Source organism: Flavobacterium sp. (assembly GCF_023151265.1).
Lineage (GTDB): Bacteria > Bacteroidota > Bacteroidia > Flavobacteriales > Flavobacteriaceae > Flavobacterium.
In genome coordinates, this window is sequence record NZ_JAKLJH010000034.1 from 1 (window position 1) to 18187 (window position 18187).

The window sequence follows — 18187 nt, forward strand, 5'->3', positions numbered from 1 at the left end:
AACAAAACCGCAATAAAGCGGCTTTATATACTACAAATCAAATCCCATATTAACTCCTAATTTGTCGGCAATAATTCTACCAATTTTAGCTTTTAATTCTGGTATTTTGATACTGTTTGTTACTTCGCTTGTAAACGCATACATCAATAAAGCTTTCGCTTCTTTTTTCGGAATTCCGCGTTGTTGCATGTAGAACATCGCGCTTTCGTCTAATTGTCCAATCGTACAACCGTGTGAACATTTTACATCATCAGCAAAAATTTCCAATTGTGGTTTTGCGTTGATGGTGGCTTTATCACCAATTAAAATATTGTTATTTTGTTGGAAAGCATCGGTTTTTTGCGCTTCTTTTTCTACGAAGATTTTTCCATTAAAAACTCCGGTTGAACTATCATGTAAAATCGTTTTATAGTTTTGGTGACTTTCGCAATTTGGCGTTGCATGTTGCACCAAAGTATAATGATCTACGTGTTGTTTATCTCCAATAATGGTAATTCCTTTCAAAGTTGAATCGATTCGTTCTCCTTGATGATAGAAATTCAAGTTGTTTCTGGTGATGTTTCCACCAAACGAAAAAGTATGCACTGCTACTCTACTCTCTTGCTTTTGCGCAATGTACGTATTGTCAATCAAATTCGCAGTTTGCACATCGTTTTGAACTTTATAATAATCTACAATCGCACGTTTTTGAGCAAAAATTTCGGTAACCGAATTCGTTAAAACTGGATTAGAATTCAAACTTTGATGACGTTCTACGATTTGTACGTGAGCGTTTTCACCTACGATGATTAAGTTTCGAGGTTGTACCATCAAAGCCGCTTCATTTCCGGTTGAGAAATAGATGATTTCGATAGGTTTTTCAACCACTTTACTTTTTGGAATATTGATGTAAGCGCCTTCCAATGAAAAAGCGGTATTTAAAGAAGTCAAACTCTCTTCTTTACTTGCAATTTGATTGAAATAGGTATCAATTACCATTTTATATTTAGGTTTTGACAATGCCGAAGCCATCAAACAAACATCTAAACCATCGTGCGTTGTAGAAGACAAAAACGAACTAAAAATTCCGTCGATGAAAACTACTTTATAAGTGTCAATTTCATGTAAGAAATACTTTTTTACGTCTTTAAATTCAATCGCATTTTCTTTCTTTGGGAAAACCGAAAAATCATTTTTCAAAATCGCATTTAACGACGTGTATTTCCAAGCTTCCTCTTTTTTAGTAGGGAAACCTTTATTTTCGAAATTTTTTATGGCGTGATTTCGAACTTCGTGCAAATCTTCATTGTCTTTGATTTTTTCTTCAAAGGCCATGAAGGATGCTAACATTTTATCTTTTAATTCCATTGTTCAATATTTTGTTTCAAGTTTCAGGTTATTGGAACTTGTTTCCTTTGAAATCTTTCTTGTTTAAATAAGTGATGAAATTTTTAATTTTACCGCTTAAGTTTTCATATTTATTCTTCAAATCTTTAAACTGATCTTCCGAAATATACTCGCAATCATAAAGTCTATAAATTTGAGATCTGGTTTCTCCTGCCGAACCTTTTGCTACAGATAAAAATTGGCGAAATTCCAAATTTCCATCTCTTTCAAAACCTTCAGCAATATTATCCATTACGGAACCAGATGATGCTTTTATTTGTTCTTTAAATCTAAAATCAGTTTTTAAATCTGTTTCTTTTGAAAGAATAAAAACTTCTTTTGCTAATTTTCTAGCTTCTTGCCAGATTTCTAAATCTTCAAACTTTGTAATTGTTGCCATGGCGTATATAAAATTAAATTGTCGTGTATATAAATGAGGTTCTAATAACCTGAAACTTGAAACCTGAAACCTGAAACTTGAAACAAATTAAACCAACTCGTTTTTAATCCAATCGTATCCTTTTTCTTCAAGCTCTAAAGCTAAATCAGCTCCACCAGTTTTTACGATTTTTCCATCCATTAAAACGTGAACGAAATCTGGAACGATATAGTCTAACAAACGTTGGTAGTGCGTGATTACTAATACCGCGTTGTTTTCGTTTTTCAATTTGTTTACTCCGTTAGCTACAATTCGTAACGCATCGATATCTAAACCTGAATCCGTTTCGTCCAAAATAGCGATTTTTGGCTCTAACATCGCCATTTGGAAGATTTCGTTACGTTTCTTTTCACCACCTGAGAAACCTTCGTTTAAAGAACGCGACAAGAATTTTCTGTCCATTTCTAATAATTCTGATTTTTCTCGGATTAATTTCAGCATTTCATTCGCAGGCATTTCCTCTTGCTTGTTAGCTTTTCGCTTTTCGTTGATAGCTGTTTTGATGAAATTTGTTACCGAAACTCCTGGAATTTCCACCGGATATTGGAAAGATAAAAACACACCTTTGTGCGCTCTTTCTTCTGGAGCTAATTCAGAAATTTCTTCTCCGTCTAAGAAGATTTCTCCTTCCGTTACTTCGTAATTTTCGTTTCCTGCAATGATAGAAGATAAAGTTGATTTTCCGGCACCGTTTGGTCCCATAATCGCATGCACTTCTCCTGCTTTAATTTCAAGGTTAATCCCTTTTAATATGTCTTTGTCTTCTACCGAAGCGTGTAAGTTTTTTATCTGTAACATTTTATTTAGTTTCAGGTTTAAAGTTTCAAGTTTACAAAATGTTGTTCTTGAAACGTTTATATTAAATTATTTTTTAAATTCTATTATAATTGTTTTAATGTTCAGGCATAACTTGAAACCTGAAACTTGAAACAAAACTATCCTACTGAACCTTCTAACGAAATTTCTAATAATTTTTGCGCTTCAACAGCGAATTCCATTGGTAATTTATTCAATACTTCTTTACTGAAACCATTTACGATTAAAGCGATGGCTTTTTCGGTTGGAATTCCGCGTTGGTTACAATAAAACACTTGGTCTTCTCCAATTTTTGAAGTCGTAGCTTCGTGTTCAATTTTTGCAGAAGCATTTTTACTTTCGATATATGGGAAAGTGTGTGCTCCACAGTTATTTCCCATTAAAAGTGAATCACATTGTGAGAAGTTACGAGCATTTTCTGCTCTTGCTCCGATTTGCACTAATCCTCTATAACTGTTTTGTGATTTTCCAGCTGAAATACCTTTTGAAATAATGGTCGATTTGGTGTTTTTTCCCAAATGAATCATTTTTGTTCCTGTATCCGCTTGTTGGAAATTATTTGTAACGGCAATCGAGTAAAACTCTCCGATTGAATTATCGCCTTTCAATACACATGATGGATATTTCCAAGTTACAGCCGAACCTGTTTCTACTTGCGTCCAAGAAATTTTAGCATTTTTCTCGCACAAACCTCTTTTGGTAACGAAGTTAAAAACTCCACCTTTACCTTCTTTATTTCCAGGATACCAATTTTGAACCGTTGAATATTTAATTTCAGCTCCGTCCATTGCAATTAATTCTACAACGGCTGCGTGTAATTGATTTTCATCACGACTTGGAGCGGTACATCCTTCTAAATAAGACACGTAACTCTCTTCATCGGCAACCAATAACGTTCTTTCAAACTGACCCGTTCCACCTTGATTGATACGGAAATACGTTGATAATTCCATTGGACACTTCACTCCTTTTGGAATATAACAGAAACTTCCATCTGAAAAAACCGCCGAATTTAAAGCAGCATAAAAATTATCTTTCATCGGAACAACGGTTCCTAAATGTTTACGAACTAATTCTGGATGTTCTTTAATCGCTTCCGAAATCGAACAGAAAATAATGCCTTTTTCGTTTAATGTTTTCTTGAAAGTCGTTGCCACTGATACCGAATCTACCACGATATCAATCGCCACGTTATTCATTTTCTTTTGCTCGTCAACCGAAATTCCTAACTTTTTGTACATCGCCAAAAGTTCTGGGTCAACGTCTTCTAATTTTTTATTCGGATCGGCTTTTTTAGGGGCTGAATAATAAGAAATTGCTTGAAAATCGGGTTTTTCGTAATTTACGTTGGCCCATTCTGGTTCTTCCATTTCTTGCCAAGCACGAAAAGCTTCCAAACGCCATTCAGTCATCCATTCTGGCTCGTCTTTTTTCTTGGAAATGGCACGAACAATATCTTCATTTAACCCAACAGGAAACGTTTCCGAGTCCAATTCGGTATAAAATCCGTATTCGTATTCTTTATTTTCTAATTCGACTTTTAAGTCGTCTTCTGTATACTTACTCATATTTTTTGATTTATAGAGAGAAACTCTCTCCACATCCACACGTTCTTTGTGCATTTGGATTGTTAAAAACAAATCCTTTTCCGTTTAAACCACCTGAAAATTCTAATATAGTTCCTGCCAAATAAAGAAAACTCTTTTTCTCTACGGCAATTTTTACATTATTATCTTCAAATATTTTATCGTTTTCTCCTATTTCTTTGTCAAATTTTAAATCATAAGACAAACCCGAGCAACCACCACTTTTTACGCCTACTCGCACGTAATCTTTGGCTGCATCAAAACCATCTTCTTGCATCATTGCAATGATTTTTTTACTTGCTGTGTCAGATACTTTAATCATTTCTTATTTTGATTTTGTCTAAATTAACTGCAAAGATAAGCCATAAATTGCTTTTTACAAGAATTGCTAACATTTTTATAACTTATAGATTCATAGTTTCTGTTTATAGTATTTTTTGTAATTTGGCTGAAAATTGTTTTTACCATGAAATTACATTCTATTGAAGCTGGAAATTTTAAATTAGACGGTGGTGCTATGTTTGGTGTAGTGCCTAAAACCATTTGGAATAAAACCAATCCAGCCGACGAAAATAACCTTATTGATATTGCAGCAAGATGCCTTTTAATTGAAGATGGGAACCGATTAACTTTGATTGATACCGGAATGGGCAACAAACAATCGGATAAATTTTTTGGCTATTATTCACTTTGGGGCAATCATTCGTTAGATAAATCTTTAAAAAATGCTGGTTTTCATCGCGATGATATTACCGATGTTTTTATGACACATTTGCATTTCGACCATTGTGGCGGAAGCGTGAATTGGAACAAAGATAAAACTGGTTACGAAGTCGCTTTTAAAAATGCAAAATTCTGGACGAATGACAACCATTGGGAATGGGCAACAAAACCAAACGCTAGAGAAAAAGCTTCCTTTCTACATGAAAATATCATTCCAATGCAAGAAAGTGGTCAGTTGAATTTTATTGATCGACCAAATTCGGGTTTTGGATTTTCATCAGAATTAGGTTTCGATATTTTCTACGCAGATGGACATACTGAAAAACAAATGTTACCACACATCAACTACAACGGAAAAACCATTGTTTTTTGTGCCGATATGCTACCAACCGCAGGTCATATTCCAATACCTTATGTTACTGGATACGACACAAGACCTTTGATGTCGATGGATGAAAAACAAATATTTTTAAATAACGCTGCCGACAACAATTATTATTTGTGGTTAGAACACGATGCTCATAATCAAATTATAACGGTTCAGCATACCGAAAAGGGAATCCGATTAAAAGAAGTTTTCAAATGCGAAGACATTCTAAAATAATGTTAAAAAAGAACATAATTGTAACAAATACAAATCAATTCAGTCCAATAACTGAAAATTAATTAATTGAAATCATGAAGAGAATTTTTAAACCACTTTATTTGAGCTTAGCTTTAGGATTTATCTTGGCAAGTTGTGGATCGCAAAAAATGCTATCAACTCCGGTTGAGAATATTGATAATTTACCTTTAAAAACTACTCCAGTTGCTGAAAATGATTTGCAACGTTGGAGTCATTTAGACTTAGTAAAAGACACACTTCCAGGAATGAGTGTTGACAAAGCTTACAAAGAATTATTAAAAGGTAAAAAAGGGCAAAAAGTTATCGTTGGAATTGTAGATTCTGGTGTAGATATCAACCACGAAGATTTAAAAGCGGTTATTTGGACCAATCCAAAAGAAATTGCAGGAAACGGAATTGACGATGACAAAAACGGTTACATTGACGATATGCACGGATGGAATTTCTTAGGAAACGCTGTTCATGAACAATTAGAAATGACGCGTATTGTTAAAAAAGGTCCTGGAACTCCAGAATATGATAAAGCAAAAGCGAAATTAGAAGAAGAATTAAAAGGACTTACACCTAAAAAACAGCAATTAGACTTTATTGTAAACGCTGAAAAACAATTAGCCACTTACTTCAAGAAAAGTAATTTTACTTTAGAAGAGGTTAAAGCAATTCCAGCAACTGAAACATCTTTGGCTCAACCAAAAGCTTTATTTACAAACGTTTTAAGCTCAACTTCAAAAGCTGAATTTGACAAACAAATCGAAGAATATAAAGACTATGTTTACGGTCAATTAAATTACAACTTAAATGTTGATTTTGATGGAAGAAAAATCGTTGGTGATAATCCAAACGATTTAAAAGACACTAAATACGGAAACAATAACGTAGTAGGTCCAGAGCCAAAAGAAGCAAAACACGGAACTCACGTTGCTGGAATTGTAGCTCAAGTTAGAGGTAATAATAAAGGTGGTGATGGTGTTACAAACAATGCACAAATTATGGCAGTTAGAGCCGTTCCAAATGGTGACGAATATGATAAAGATATCGCTTTAGGAATTCGTTATGCTGTTGACAATGGTGCTAAAGTAATCAACGGATCTTTTGGAAAATATTTTTCACAAAACAAAGAATGGGTTATCGATGCTATCAAATACGCAGAATCTAAAGACGTTTTAGTAGTTATCGCTGCTGGTAACGAATCGTATGATTTAGATGTTACGAACAAATATCCAAACGACACCTATGATGGAAGTCCAGAATTTGCTAAAAACGTATTGATTATTGGAGCACTTTCTCCTACTTATGGAAGTAAAATGGTTGCAGATTTTTCTAATTACGGAAAAAACAATGTAGATATTTTTGCTCCTGGAGATAAAATTTATGCTACTACACCATTAAACACTTACGAATATTTACAAGGAACTTCAATGGCGTCACCTAACGTGGCTGGTGTGGCAACATTAATTCGTTCTTACTATCCAAGTTTAACTGCGGTTCAAGTAAAACAAATTATCATGGAAAGTGGAACACCTTTAAAAAATCAAGTGATAATTGGAGAAGACAAACACAAAGCTAACTTTGCTGATGCTTCTAAATCAGGAAGAATTGTTAATGCTTATAACGCTTTAGTTTTAGCAGCTAAGATGGCAAAAAAATAAAAGTATCATTACTTTAGTAAAACCAAAAACCTACAGGTTGTTAAATTCTTGTAGGTTTTTCTTTTAAAAATTGATTATGAAAAAAATACTTTTTTTACTTATTTCATGTGCTAGCTTTGCACAAAACAATCCAAATCCAGGTTATTGGCAACAACACGTTGACTATAAAATGGAGGTGAATATGGATGTGAAAAAATTTCAATATAAAGGAAAACAAGAAATTGTTTACACCAACAATTCACCAGATACACTTCACAAAGTGTATTATCATTTGTACAACAATGCATTTCAACCAGGAAGCGAAATGGATGCGCGTTTACAGGCGATTTCTGACCCAGATAAACGAATGGTGAAAACCTTCAAAAAAGAAGGTAAAGACGTAAAAGAAAGTAGAATTAGTACTTTAAAACCAAATGAAATTGGCTATTTAAACATCGCTAATTTCAAACAAGATGGCATTGTAGCAACCACAAAAGTAGTAGGTACTATTTTAGAAGTTACGTTAGCAAAACCTATTTTACCAAAACAAAAAACAACTCTTTCATTAGATTTTGATGGTCAAGTGCCGTTGCAAATTCGTCGTTCGGGAAGAATTTCTGAAGAAGGTGTTGCTTTATCGATGACACAATGGTATCCAAAATTGTGTGAATACGATTTCGAAGGATGGCACGCAAATCCATACATCGCGAGAGAATTTCATGGTGTTTGGGGAAATTTTGATGTAAAAATCACAATTGATAAAGCGTACACAATCGGCGGAACGGGTTATTTGCAAAACAAAAACGAAATCGGTCATGGTTATCAAGATGCTGGCGTACAAGTTGTTTATCCAAAGAAAACCAAAACCTTAACTTGGCATTTTTATGCACCAAACGTACATGATTTTGCTTGGGGAGCTGATAACGAATTCATTCACGATATGATTTTAGGTCCAAATAATGTTGAATTGCATTTCTTGTACAAAAACAAGAAAGAGAATTTAGAGAATTGGAAAAAAATGCAACCTAAAACAGCTGAATTATTAGCTTACTTTAATGAAAATGTTGGACCTTATCCATACAAACAATACTCGGTAATTCAGGGTGGCGATGGCGGAATGGAATATGGCATGTGTACTTTAATTACAGGAAACAGAGCATTTGGAAGTTTAGTTGGTGTAACCGCTCACGAAATGGCGCATTCTTGGTTCCAATTTGTATTAGCAACTAACGAAACCAAACACGAATGGATGGATGAAGGTTTTACGTCATACATTTCTAACTTAGCGATGAATAAAGTTTTGCCTCCAAAAAAACCAGAAAATCCATTTGAAGACGCTTACAATAATTACATTTATTTAGCAAAATCTGGAAAAGAGCAACCGCTTTCTACACATGCTGATCGTTATGATTTGAATATGGCGTATGGTATTTCGGCTTACAGTAAAGGGGAAGTGTTTTTAGTACAATTGGGTTATTTAATTGGACAAGAAAACCTCAACAAAACTATAAAACGTTTTTACAACGAGTATAAATTTACGCATCCAACTCCAAACGATATCAAGCGTGTGGCGGAAAAAGTTTCTGGTGCTAATTTAGATTGGTATTTGTTAGATTGGACATTAACTACAAACACGATTGATTACAGCATCAAAGAAGTTTCGGAAGCGAATGCTGCTAATACAAAAGTAGTTTTTGAAAGAAAAGGAAGAATGCCAATGCCTTTAGATGTTATGGTAGAATATACCGACGGAACCAAAGAATTTTTCTACATTCCAAATACCTTAATGCGTTGGGAAAAACCAAATCCGTATACTGGAATTAAAGGACATGTATTAAAAGGTTGGGATTGGGCGTATCCAACATTCACTTTTGAAATTGCAAAACCAAAAGATAAAATTAAATCCATCACCATCGACCCAGAAAATATGATGGCAGATGTGAATAAAGAGGATAACATCTTTACAAAAAAATAAAATTGAAAAGCGACTTTAGGTCGCTTTTTTTATGTTGATTTTCAACAAGTGAGATGATAATTGTCATGATTTACGTGTATTGTCTTTCGTAATTTTAATGTGCTAAAAATGCAAATTAAAATTAGTTATTCATTTAAAAACATAAAGTCATGAGCATTGCAACAAAAGACATTAGAAACGTGGTATTTCTTGGGCATTCAGGATCAGGAAAGACCACTTTTATCGAGACCATGTTATTTGAAAGTGGCGTAATTCCACGCCGTGGTTCGGTAGAAAATCACAATACCATTTCAGATTTTACCGATTTAGAACACGAAAGAGAAAACACCTTATACAGCCACTTAATGCATGTTAAATGGCACAACAACAAAATCAACATCATAGACACTCCTGGTTTCGACGATTTTATTGGTGAAGTCGTTTCTTCCCTTAAAGTAGCCGATACTGCTGTAATTCTGCTAAATGCAGCTTCAGGCGTGGAAGTGGGGACTGAAATCGTTTGGGAATACGTTCAAAACTATCAAACTCCTGCTTTTTTTGTAATCAACCAAATGGATCAACCGAAAGCAGATTTTGAAACTACTTTGGAACAAGCGGTGAATCGCTTTGGGAACAAAGTGATTCCAATTCAATATCCATACAATTCTGGTGAAAAATTCAATAGTATTATCGATGTCCTTCGCATGACGATGTATGTTTTCCCAGAAAATGGCGGAAAACCAGAAAAAATGCCAATTCCAGCATCCGAATTAGAAAAAGCAAATGCACTTCATAATGCATTGGTAGAAGCTGCCGCCGAAAATGAAGAAGGTTTGATGGAAAAATACTTCGAAAAAGGATATTTAGATGAAGAAGAACTAGCAAAAGGATTAACTATTGCGCTTGCTAACCAACAAATATTTCCAGTTTTCTGTGCTTCGGGATTAAAAGATATGGGAAGTGGAAGAATCATGGGATTCCTTGATGATATTGCGCCATCTCCAGCCGACAGACCAGCTAAAAAATTAGAAAATGGTGGTGAATTAAAATGCGATGCTTCAGACAAAACGACTATTTTCATTTACAAAACACTTTCAGAACCTCAAGTGGGAATGGTTTCCTATTTCAAAGTGCTTTCGGGCGAATTGAATGCTGGTGATGAATTGGTAAATGCTGATAATGGGGAAACCGAACGCTTAACCCAATTATTCTTAGCAGAAGGTAAACAAAGAACTGCCGTTGATAAATTAACTGCTGGTGATTTAGGAGTTACCGTTCGATTGAAATACGGACATTCCAATAATACGTTGAATGCTAAAGGTGTAGAAAGAAAAGTGAGAAAAATGCAATTTCCAGAAAGTCGCATCAGAAAAGCGGTTGCAACTGCAAATCTAGCCGATATGGAAAAAATGATTAAAGCCTTACATCAAATCGAGGAAGAAGATTTGACTTTCAAAGTGGAGCAATCTTCGGAATTAAAACAAACCATCGTTTATGGTCAAGGGCAATTACATTTGGATTTAATAAAACACCGCATCGAAAGCGAAAACAACATCGAAATCCTCTTTGAAGAACCAAAAGTTCCATATCGCGAAACCATAACTAAAGCTGCTAAAGCAGAATATCGTCATAAAAAACAAAGTGGTGGCGCTGGACAATTTGGAGAAGTTCATTTAACCATTGAGCCTTATTACGATGATATGCCAGAACCACAAGGCGTGAACGTTCGCAACAAAGAAATTGAAGAATTACCTTGGGGTGGAAAATTCGCCTTCTATTGGTGTATTGTTGGTGGTGCAATCGACAATCGATATGCTACAGCTATCAAAAAAGGAATCATGCAATCCATGACTGAAGGTCCGTTAACGGGTTCTAATTGTCAAAACATTCGCGTTTGTATTTACGATGGTAAAATGCATGCGGTAGATAGTAATGATATTTCGTTTCAATTAGCCGCTTCACATGCATTCAAAGAAGCCTTTAACGAAGCAAGACCTCAACTTTTAGAACCTTATTACCAACTTGAGGTGCTTTGTGAAGATGCTTACACTGGTGACGTCATGGGTGATTTACAAACTAGAAGAGCCATAATTCAAGGAATGGATACCGATGGTCATTATCAAAAAATTATTTCCGAAGTGCCGCTAGCAGAACTCAAAGATTATGGTTCTACACTTCGTTCGTTAACACAGGGAAAAGCAAAATTCAAATTGGAATTTAGTTCATATCAACTAGTTCCTCCTCATGTTCAGGAAAGTTTAGTTATAAGCAATGCGGTTTTATCTGAATAAGTAATGAATTTTGATTTTAGAAAAGCTTCTTCAAATTGAGGAAGCTTTTTTTATGCTTGGTTTTGTAGGCTTAAAAATAAAACAACAAAATAAATAATATGCTATTGATTATTAGTAAATTAGCATAAAAATAAAAGTGAATATTTTAGATAAAAATAAAACGGTTTCGCAATTAACAATACTATACATTTTAGTTGTTGTTGCCTTTTCGTTTTTAAATTTGAAATCATTTCCTGTTTTAGAATTTTTTTTAGGAAGTATTCGTATTCCGATTCTTATTTTAATGTATTTTATTGCCTCTAAAATTAAAAGTACACTCTATTTTAGCGCTTTAATTTTGTTCTTTTTTGCCTATTTATTCTTTAGGGAAAACACACCCTTTTTTAATTGTATAGGAGCAATCATTTCACTTGCTTATCGTATATTAATTTTCATCATCGTTTATAAAAGCATTGAAAATAAGAACTGGTTAGCGATTGTTTTAGCTTCAATTCCTTATTTTTTTATCTATTTATATGTTTTGCTTTTGGTAGAAAAAGAAGTGAAAATCGATTTTTATCCTTGGGTTATAAACGGATTTTTAACTTCATTCATTGGCGGAATGGCTACTTTTAACTTCCTTTTCCAAGACAAGAAAAGATTATATTGGTTGTTCATAAGCGCTATTTTATTTGTGATTCAAATTGGGGTGTTTTTAATTAATAAATATTACTTTCCAGATGAAATTTTAAGAATGCTAACCATCATTTTATTCGGAATTTCCAACTTCACTTTTTACAAATTTGTGCTACTTCAAGAAGAATTAAAACTTAAATACATTACTTAAATTAAAGTTTTCTAACTTTGCTTCATGAAATTCACTTATCCAAAACACGAAAAATTAAAAAGCAAAACCACGATTGACTTGTTGTTTTCGGAAGGGAAATCAGTTTCAAAGTATCCGTTGCGTTTGGTGTATGTTGAAAACACAGAACCTAATGCAGAACTGATTAAAATGGGGGTTTCCGTTTCTAAAAAATACTTCAAAAAAGCGGTAGATCGTAATTATTTCAAACGTGTTTTACGCGAAACCTATCGTTTAAATAAGCATCTTTTAATTGATAATTTAGAAAAACCACATGCTTTCATGTTTTTCTATCAGAGCAAAGAGCGACTTTCTTATCAAGAAATTGAAGAGAAAACCATTCAACTTTTTCAAAAATTCAACGAAAGGCAGAAGTAAATTGTACTTTTGGTTTAATTTTTGCTCAAGATTCTTTACTTTCGTAAACTGGTATAATTCAAGACTTCAACATGAAAAAATATTTCAAAGGAAAAATAATCATTCCTGTTCTGGCAGCGGGTTTCTTATTTGTGGGCGTTAGTTTTAAGAACGATTTTTTTGAAATTGCCAAGCAAATCGAAATCTTCACCGGACTTTTTAAAACTGTTAACCAAAATTACGTGGATGAAACCAATCCCGGTGAAATGATGGATAACGCCATAAAAAATATGTTGAAAGAATTGGATCCGTACACCGTTTTCTTTAACGAACAAGACGTTTTAAAATTCAAAATCAACAACACGGGCGAGTACACGGGTATTGGCGCGATGGTGCAACGCAAAGAAGGAAAAGTATTTCTAAAAGAAATTTATAAAGGATTTCCAGCCGATAAAGCTGGATTAAAAGCAGGTGATGAAGTAATTCAAATAGGTGATATTAGCTTAAAAGAATACAAAGAAGATGCTTCACAATTGTTTCGTGGTGCTAAAAACACCAAAATCGATATTCAATACATTCGTCAAGGAAAAACCCAAAATGCTACGATTGTTTTAGACGATGTTGAAATAAAAGCCGTTCCGTTTTTCTCGCTTTTAAAAGACAATACGGGTTATATCGTTTTAACGAAATTCACTGAAAAAGCTAGTTTTGAAACCAAAGCCGCTTTGTTAGAATTAAAAAAACAAGGAGCAACCAAAATCATTTTAGATTTAAGAGGAAATCCAGGTGGTTTATTGCATGAAGCAGTTAATATTTGCAACCTTTTTGTTCCTAAAAACGAATTGATTGTAACCACAAAATCGAAAAATCCAAAACACAATTTAGAATATCGTACCAAAAACGAACCTATAGATTTAGAAATTCCGATTGCAGTAATTGTAGATGGAAAAAGTGCTTCGGCTTCTGAAATTGTAGCGGGTGCGATTCAAGATTTGGATAGAGGGGTAATTTTAGGAACGAGAAGTTTTGGAAAAGGATTGGTGCAACGTCCGTTAGATTTGTCTTATGGAACACAAGTAAAAGTTACGATTTCAAGATATTACACACCTTCGGGAAGATGTATTCAAGCTTTAGATTATTCGAAAAAAGACGAAAACGGAAAAGCAATCAAGAAAAATAAGACCGAATTTACTGCTTTCAAAACCAAATCAGGAAGAACAGTTTATGATGGTGGTGGTGTTTTACCAGATATAGAAATTGAAGAAACCAAAACAGCAACAATAACAGATGCTGTTGTTAAATCAGATGCTATTTTCAACTTTGCAACGCAATGGTATTTTAAAAACCCAACCGTTTCTGGAATTCCAACGATTTCTGATGCCGATTACGCTGCGTTTAAAGCGTTTTTAAAACAAGAAAAAATCACTTTAGACACCGAAACCAATAAAGCGCTGAAAAACGTTTTAGAAACGGCTAAAAAAGAAAAAATGGATACTCAAATCGCTTCCGAATACAAACAATTAGAGTTGGCCATAGAAAGAAATCAAGAATTAGAATTAGATAAAAACAAAAACCAAATTAAGAAACTAATTCAAGAAGAATTAATTACGCGTTACCAATATCGTGAAGGTTTGTATCAATTTTATACCAAAGAAAATGTAGAAATTGAAAAAGCTATCACCTTACTAAACAATCAAACGCAATACAAATCGATATTAAAAAAATAAGATGACACGTTTATTTTCCATACTATTTTTGCTTTTTTCAGTAGTTTCATTTGCTCAAGAAGAAGAGGAAGTTCACTCCATATTTTTCGAGTTTGACAAATACAATTTAAAAGAAGAACAAGCCAATGCCGTAGTAGCTTTCGTTAGTAAAATAGATACTTCACGCATCGAATCGGTTCAGATTTTTGGCTATTGTGATGATAGAGGAAAAGATGCTTACAATTACACTTTGTCTACCAATAGAGCCAATACTGTTAAAGATAAACTAATTGAAAAAGGAATTAAAAGTAAAATCATCATTACACTTGAAGGAAAAGGCAGAATCATGCTTGATGAAGATATGCAAACCAATGTTCCAGAAGCGCGTTCTAAAAACCGAAGAGTGGACGTAGTGGTAAATTTCAAACCCATTGTAATTGAAGATTTAAAAATTCCTGGTGTTTATAGTTCTATCAAAAAAGACCGAATTGTAGGCGACAGAATTTATCTCGACCACGTTTTGTTTGAAAGAGGAAGTAGCCAATTATCATACAAAGGAAAAAAAGAATTAGACCGAATTGCCTTAGAATTACACAAATACAAAAACATTCACTTCGAAATTCAAGGACACGTTTGTTGTACACCAACTTTCCAAAAAGAAGCCATTGACCGCGACACCAAAAAACGCGAATTATCTGTCAATCGTGCCAAAAGAGTGTACAATTATTTTTTGATGAAACGCATCAGCAAAACACGCATGACGTTTAAAGGCTACGGCAATACACAATCCTTAAAAAAAGGGAGCACTTTAGACCGAAGAGTAGAGCTTTTGATTACTAAAAATGAAGTGGTTCCAGTGGAACCGAAGAAGTAATCTCGTTTTAACAAAAGGTATGGTTTTTATATACATTATGTTAAATATTAGATTAACATTTTGAATTTCATTTATAAATCTTAAATTTTGGGTTACATATCCAAAACAAGTGATTTTAAACATGAAATACTATCCTATAGCTTTCTTTTTAATTTTTATTAGTTCTTTTGGTCAACAAAATGGAATAATCACCTATAAATCATTTTTTAGTATAAAACAAGCCACAGAAGAACTCAAACAAGAAAACAGAATGTGGTATCAAGAAGAATTAGACCACGAAATGATGGCACAACTGCTTCGATTTACACTACAATTCAACAATGAGGCCGCTGTTTTTACAATGTCTGAAAACATGATTTCAGATGTGGAAAATCAATTGAGTAAAAGATATACAACAGGTCGTTTTTATGGCGATGCTGTTTTTTATATTAATAGAAAAAAAGACACATTAATTGAACAATTACCTTATTCATTTGCTACGTTATTAAGAAAAAGAAAAGCAAGTTTTATAGATTGGAATTTAACTACTGAAACAAAAGAAATTCAAGGTTATAAATGTTACAAAGCTACTTATACCTATGTTCAAAAATGGAAAGGTAGAGAGTTTTTATGGCCTGTAGTAGCTTGGTATTGTCCAGAAATTCCTGTTCCACTAGGACCAACAAGATATTCTGGTTTACCAGGTTTAATTTTAGAATTACATGAAAACGAAATCGCTTATGTTGTTGAGAAAATAGATCTTGTAACTATTCCTGGAAAAATAACAGAACCCACAAAAGGAGAAATGTTAACCGATGAAGAAATTAACAATAGAGATCGAAAAGTGAAAGAAGGATTAATGGGAAATTAAAATCGTTAAAACTAAAACACAGAAAAAAATTAAAATATGCTACAAAAACTTATTCTATTATTGCTCTTCACTTGTTCACTTCAAGCACAAAAAAATTCTGTAAGTGTAAACTATTCTTTACACATAGGTTTTGACGAAGGCTTTTCAAAAAATGATGTTTTAAAGGACTATTATGCTTTAGCACAAAAAGGGGCTAAAGCAGTTAAATTCAAATTGGAAGCGAATAAAAGTGTTTCCTATTTTACCATGGAAGATTTAATTAAAAATGAGGAAGTCGATTTTGCTGTATCTTTTTCTGAGGCATCAACCTCATATTTTATTGATATTGAACAAGATAAAAAAACAAGATATGAAAGTGGTTATTTCGGAGAATATATGATGGAATACCAAGAAATTACAAATTGGGAATTGGAAAATGAAACCAAACAAATCGGCTCCTATTTGTGTTACAAAGCTACATCAGAACAAATTGTTGTTAATCCTAAAACAACTTTTAAGCATCCTATTGTAGCGTGGTACTGTCCCAGCATTCCGTTTAATGTTGGGCCAAAAGGTTACTCAGGCTTGCCAGGTTTAATATTAGAGCTTCAAGTAAGAAATATTACATGGGGTGCCACAAAAATTGAACTTAGCAAAGAAAACAAAATCATAGAAAAGCCTAAAAAAGGAAAATTAATCACAGAAGAAGAGTTTAAAAAAATTATTGCTTCGCCTCCAATGTTGGGTAATTAAAAAGTTCTTTTAAAACTGATTTAAAATCAATATTATATGATTCAAAAAGCACTTATTCTATCATTTCTATTTGGCTTAAATTCCTTGTTTTCTCAAGGAGGTTATGTTTATTACGAAGGAATTTCGAAAAAATATTCAGAAACTGCAGAGAATAAAGTAAACGAATATCTAGTACAACTAGAAAAAGCAAAAGTTGTATTCGAATTAAAATTTAACAACCAAACCAGTTTTTTTTTAAAATCGAACTTAAACAACGATAGCGATTATAATTTAGCAGAGGAAACATTGTTGATTATGTTTGGATTTGAAGAACTATATTTCAAATTAAATGAAAGGTCATTATACAAAGATTATGGTGAATTTCTAATTAAAACTCCATCAAATCACAATTGGAATATTTTAAATGAATCCAAAAAAATTGACAACTATTTATGCTATAAAGCCACTTGTACTGAAAGTTATGCAGCCAGAGATGGTAAAACAAAAGAAAGAGTAATTACAGCATGGTTTTGTCCTGAATTACCTTATTCTTTTGGTCCTTTAGAGTTCAATGGTTTACCAGGATTAATTTTAGAATTAGAAAAAAACGGCAATAAAGTAGTGGCAAAATCTATTGTGTTGTCGAAGAAAGAAATTGAAATAAAAATACCTAATAAAAAAACAATTACAAAAGAACAATACGACAAAAAAATCAAAGAAAATTATCAATTCTAAATATGAAATATTTACTTTTCTTCTTCACTATCCTATCTTCAAATTTTCTTTTCTCGCAAAAAAGCGGAACTATAACCTATAATTTCAAAATTTTAGAGGATGAAAAATTCATTAAGAATGAAGTAATTGGCCCGTATTACCTACAAGCAATTGAAGGCGCAAAACATCTTAAATTTGAATTGACTTTCAATGATTCTATATCCGAATTTAAACTCATAAAAAACATGTCTTTGGATGGGGGAAATTTAGAAATGGCAATAATAGACAGTAGAGCAAGAAAAGAAATTTACATTTTTAAAAATAAAATTTATTGCAACAATTCTAATGGTCTTTTTAAAGAAAATGAGTTTTTAATAATTGACCCTTTAAATCAAAATTGGGTGTTTACAAATGAATCCAAAATTATCGATGGCTACACTTGCTACAAGGCAACTAATGAATATATCGTAGACAATGGTAAAGTTTTCAAACATCCAGTAATTGCTTGGTTTTGTCCTCAAATTCCTATTGCAATTGGACCCAGAGGCTACGGCGGTCTTCCTGGTTTGATATTAGAATTGCAAGAGTGGAATAGTGTTTTTGGAGTTGAAAAAATTGTGTTTTCAAATGATGTTAAAGAAATTATATTACCAAAAGAGGGTAAAATAATTAGCGAACAAGAATATCAAAATAAAGTTGGTGAA

At 33.1% G+C, this 18187-nt stretch carries 17 protein-coding genes; 12 read left to right on the top strand and 5 right to left on the bottom strand.

Annotated elements, in window-relative coordinates; translation table 11 throughout:
- Positions 1-30: 30 nt before the first annotated feature.
- The 5 genes from sufD to L6Q46_RS04725 all read right to left on the bottom strand — a co-directional run bounded on the left by sufD (position 31) and on the right by L6Q46_RS04725 (position 4528).
- Positions 31-1347: a Fe-S cluster assembly protein SufD gene (sufD, locus tag L6Q46_RS04705; RefSeq protein WP_291283332.1), complete on the bottom strand. Its 1317-nt coding sequence runs from the start codon at positions 1345-1347 to the stop codon at positions 31-33.
- A 28-nt stretch (positions 1348-1375) separates the two neighbouring features.
- Positions 1376-1765 (bottom strand): four helix bundle protein, encoded by a 390-nt coding sequence (locus tag L6Q46_RS04710; protein ID WP_291283333.1) that lies wholly within the window; start codon positions 1763-1765, stop codon positions 1376-1378.
- A gap of 87 nt (positions 1766-1852) precedes the next feature.
- Positions 1853-2602 (bottom strand): Fe-S cluster assembly ATPase SufC, encoded by a 750-nt coding sequence (sufC, locus tag L6Q46_RS04715; protein WP_291283334.1) that lies wholly within the window; start codon positions 2600-2602, stop codon positions 1853-1855.
- 137 nt (positions 2603-2739) lie between these two features.
- Positions 2740-4188: a Fe-S cluster assembly protein SufB gene (gene sufB, locus L6Q46_RS04720; RefSeq protein ID WP_291283335.1), complete on the bottom strand. Its 1449-nt coding sequence runs from the start codon at positions 4186-4188 to the stop codon at positions 2740-2742.
- Positions 4189-4198: 10 nt separating this feature from the next.
- On the bottom strand, positions 4199-4528 hold the full coding sequence (locus tag L6Q46_RS04725) for an iron-sulfur cluster assembly accessory protein (RefSeq protein WP_026725390.1): 330 nt from the start codon (positions 4526-4528) through the stop codon (positions 4199-4201).
- A gap of 144 nt (positions 4529-4672) precedes the next feature.
- Here L6Q46_RS04725 and L6Q46_RS04730 point away from each other — a divergent pair, with 144 nt between their 5' ends.
- The 12 genes from L6Q46_RS04730 to L6Q46_RS04785 all read left to right on the top strand — a co-directional run.
- On the top strand, positions 4673-5533 hold the full coding sequence (locus tag L6Q46_RS04730) for an MBL fold metallo-hydrolase (RefSeq protein WP_291283336.1): 861 nt from the start codon (positions 4673-4675) through the stop codon (positions 5531-5533).
- A gap of 74 nt (positions 5534-5607) precedes the next feature.
- Entirely contained in the window at positions 5608-7203 is a 1596-nt protein-coding gene (locus L6Q46_RS04735) for a S8 family peptidase (protein ID WP_291283337.1), read from the top strand.
- 76 nt (positions 7204-7279) lie between these two features.
- Complete coding sequence (locus L6Q46_RS04740; protein WP_291283338.1) at positions 7280-9157, top strand: M1 family metallopeptidase; 1878 nt, start codon at positions 7280-7282, stop codon at positions 9155-9157.
- A gap of 149 nt (positions 9158-9306) precedes the next feature.
- Positions 9307-11427 carry an elongation factor G gene (locus tag L6Q46_RS04745; protein ID WP_291283339.1) on the top strand — a complete coding sequence of 707 codons (2121 nt, stop codon included), beginning with the start codon at positions 9307-9309 and terminating at the stop codon, positions 11425-11427.
- Positions 11428-11563: 136 nt separating this feature from the next.
- The gene (locus L6Q46_RS04750) at positions 11564-12253 is read left to right on the top strand and encodes a hypothetical protein (protein WP_291283340.1); all 690 of its coding nucleotides are present in this window, start codon (positions 11564-11566) and stop codon (positions 12251-12253) included.
- Positions 12254-12277: 24 nt separating this feature from the next.
- Complete coding sequence (rnpA, locus tag L6Q46_RS04755) at positions 12278-12649, top strand: ribonuclease P protein component (protein WP_291264168.1); 372 nt, start codon at positions 12278-12280, stop codon at positions 12647-12649.
- 71 nt (positions 12650-12720) lie between these two features.
- Positions 12721-14355, top strand: a complete 1635-nt coding sequence (locus L6Q46_RS04760; RefSeq protein WP_291283341.1) for a S41 family peptidase — start codon at positions 12721-12723, stop codon at positions 14353-14355.
- Between the two features lies 1 nt (position 14356).
- The gene (locus L6Q46_RS04765) at positions 14357-15208 is read left to right on the top strand and encodes an OmpA family protein (protein WP_291283342.1); all 852 of its coding nucleotides are present in this window, start codon (positions 14357-14359) and stop codon (positions 15206-15208) included.
- Positions 15209-15329: 121 nt separating this feature from the next.
- Entirely contained in the window at positions 15330-16058 is a 729-nt protein-coding gene (locus L6Q46_RS04770; protein ID WP_291283343.1) for a GLPGLI family protein, read from the top strand.
- Positions 16059-16094: 36 nt separating this feature from the next.
- Complete coding sequence (locus L6Q46_RS04775; protein WP_291283344.1) at positions 16095-16790, top strand: GLPGLI family protein; 696 nt, start codon at positions 16095-16097, stop codon at positions 16788-16790.
- A 36-nt stretch (positions 16791-16826) separates the two neighbouring features.
- Positions 16827-17504, top strand: a complete 678-nt coding sequence (locus L6Q46_RS04780; RefSeq protein WP_291283345.1) for a GLPGLI family protein — start codon at positions 16827-16829, stop codon at positions 17502-17504.
- A gap of 2 nt (positions 17505-17506) precedes the next feature.
- Positions 17507-18187: GLPGLI family protein (locus L6Q46_RS04785; RefSeq protein WP_291283346.1), on the top strand; the 681-nt coding region annotated here is incomplete at its 3' end.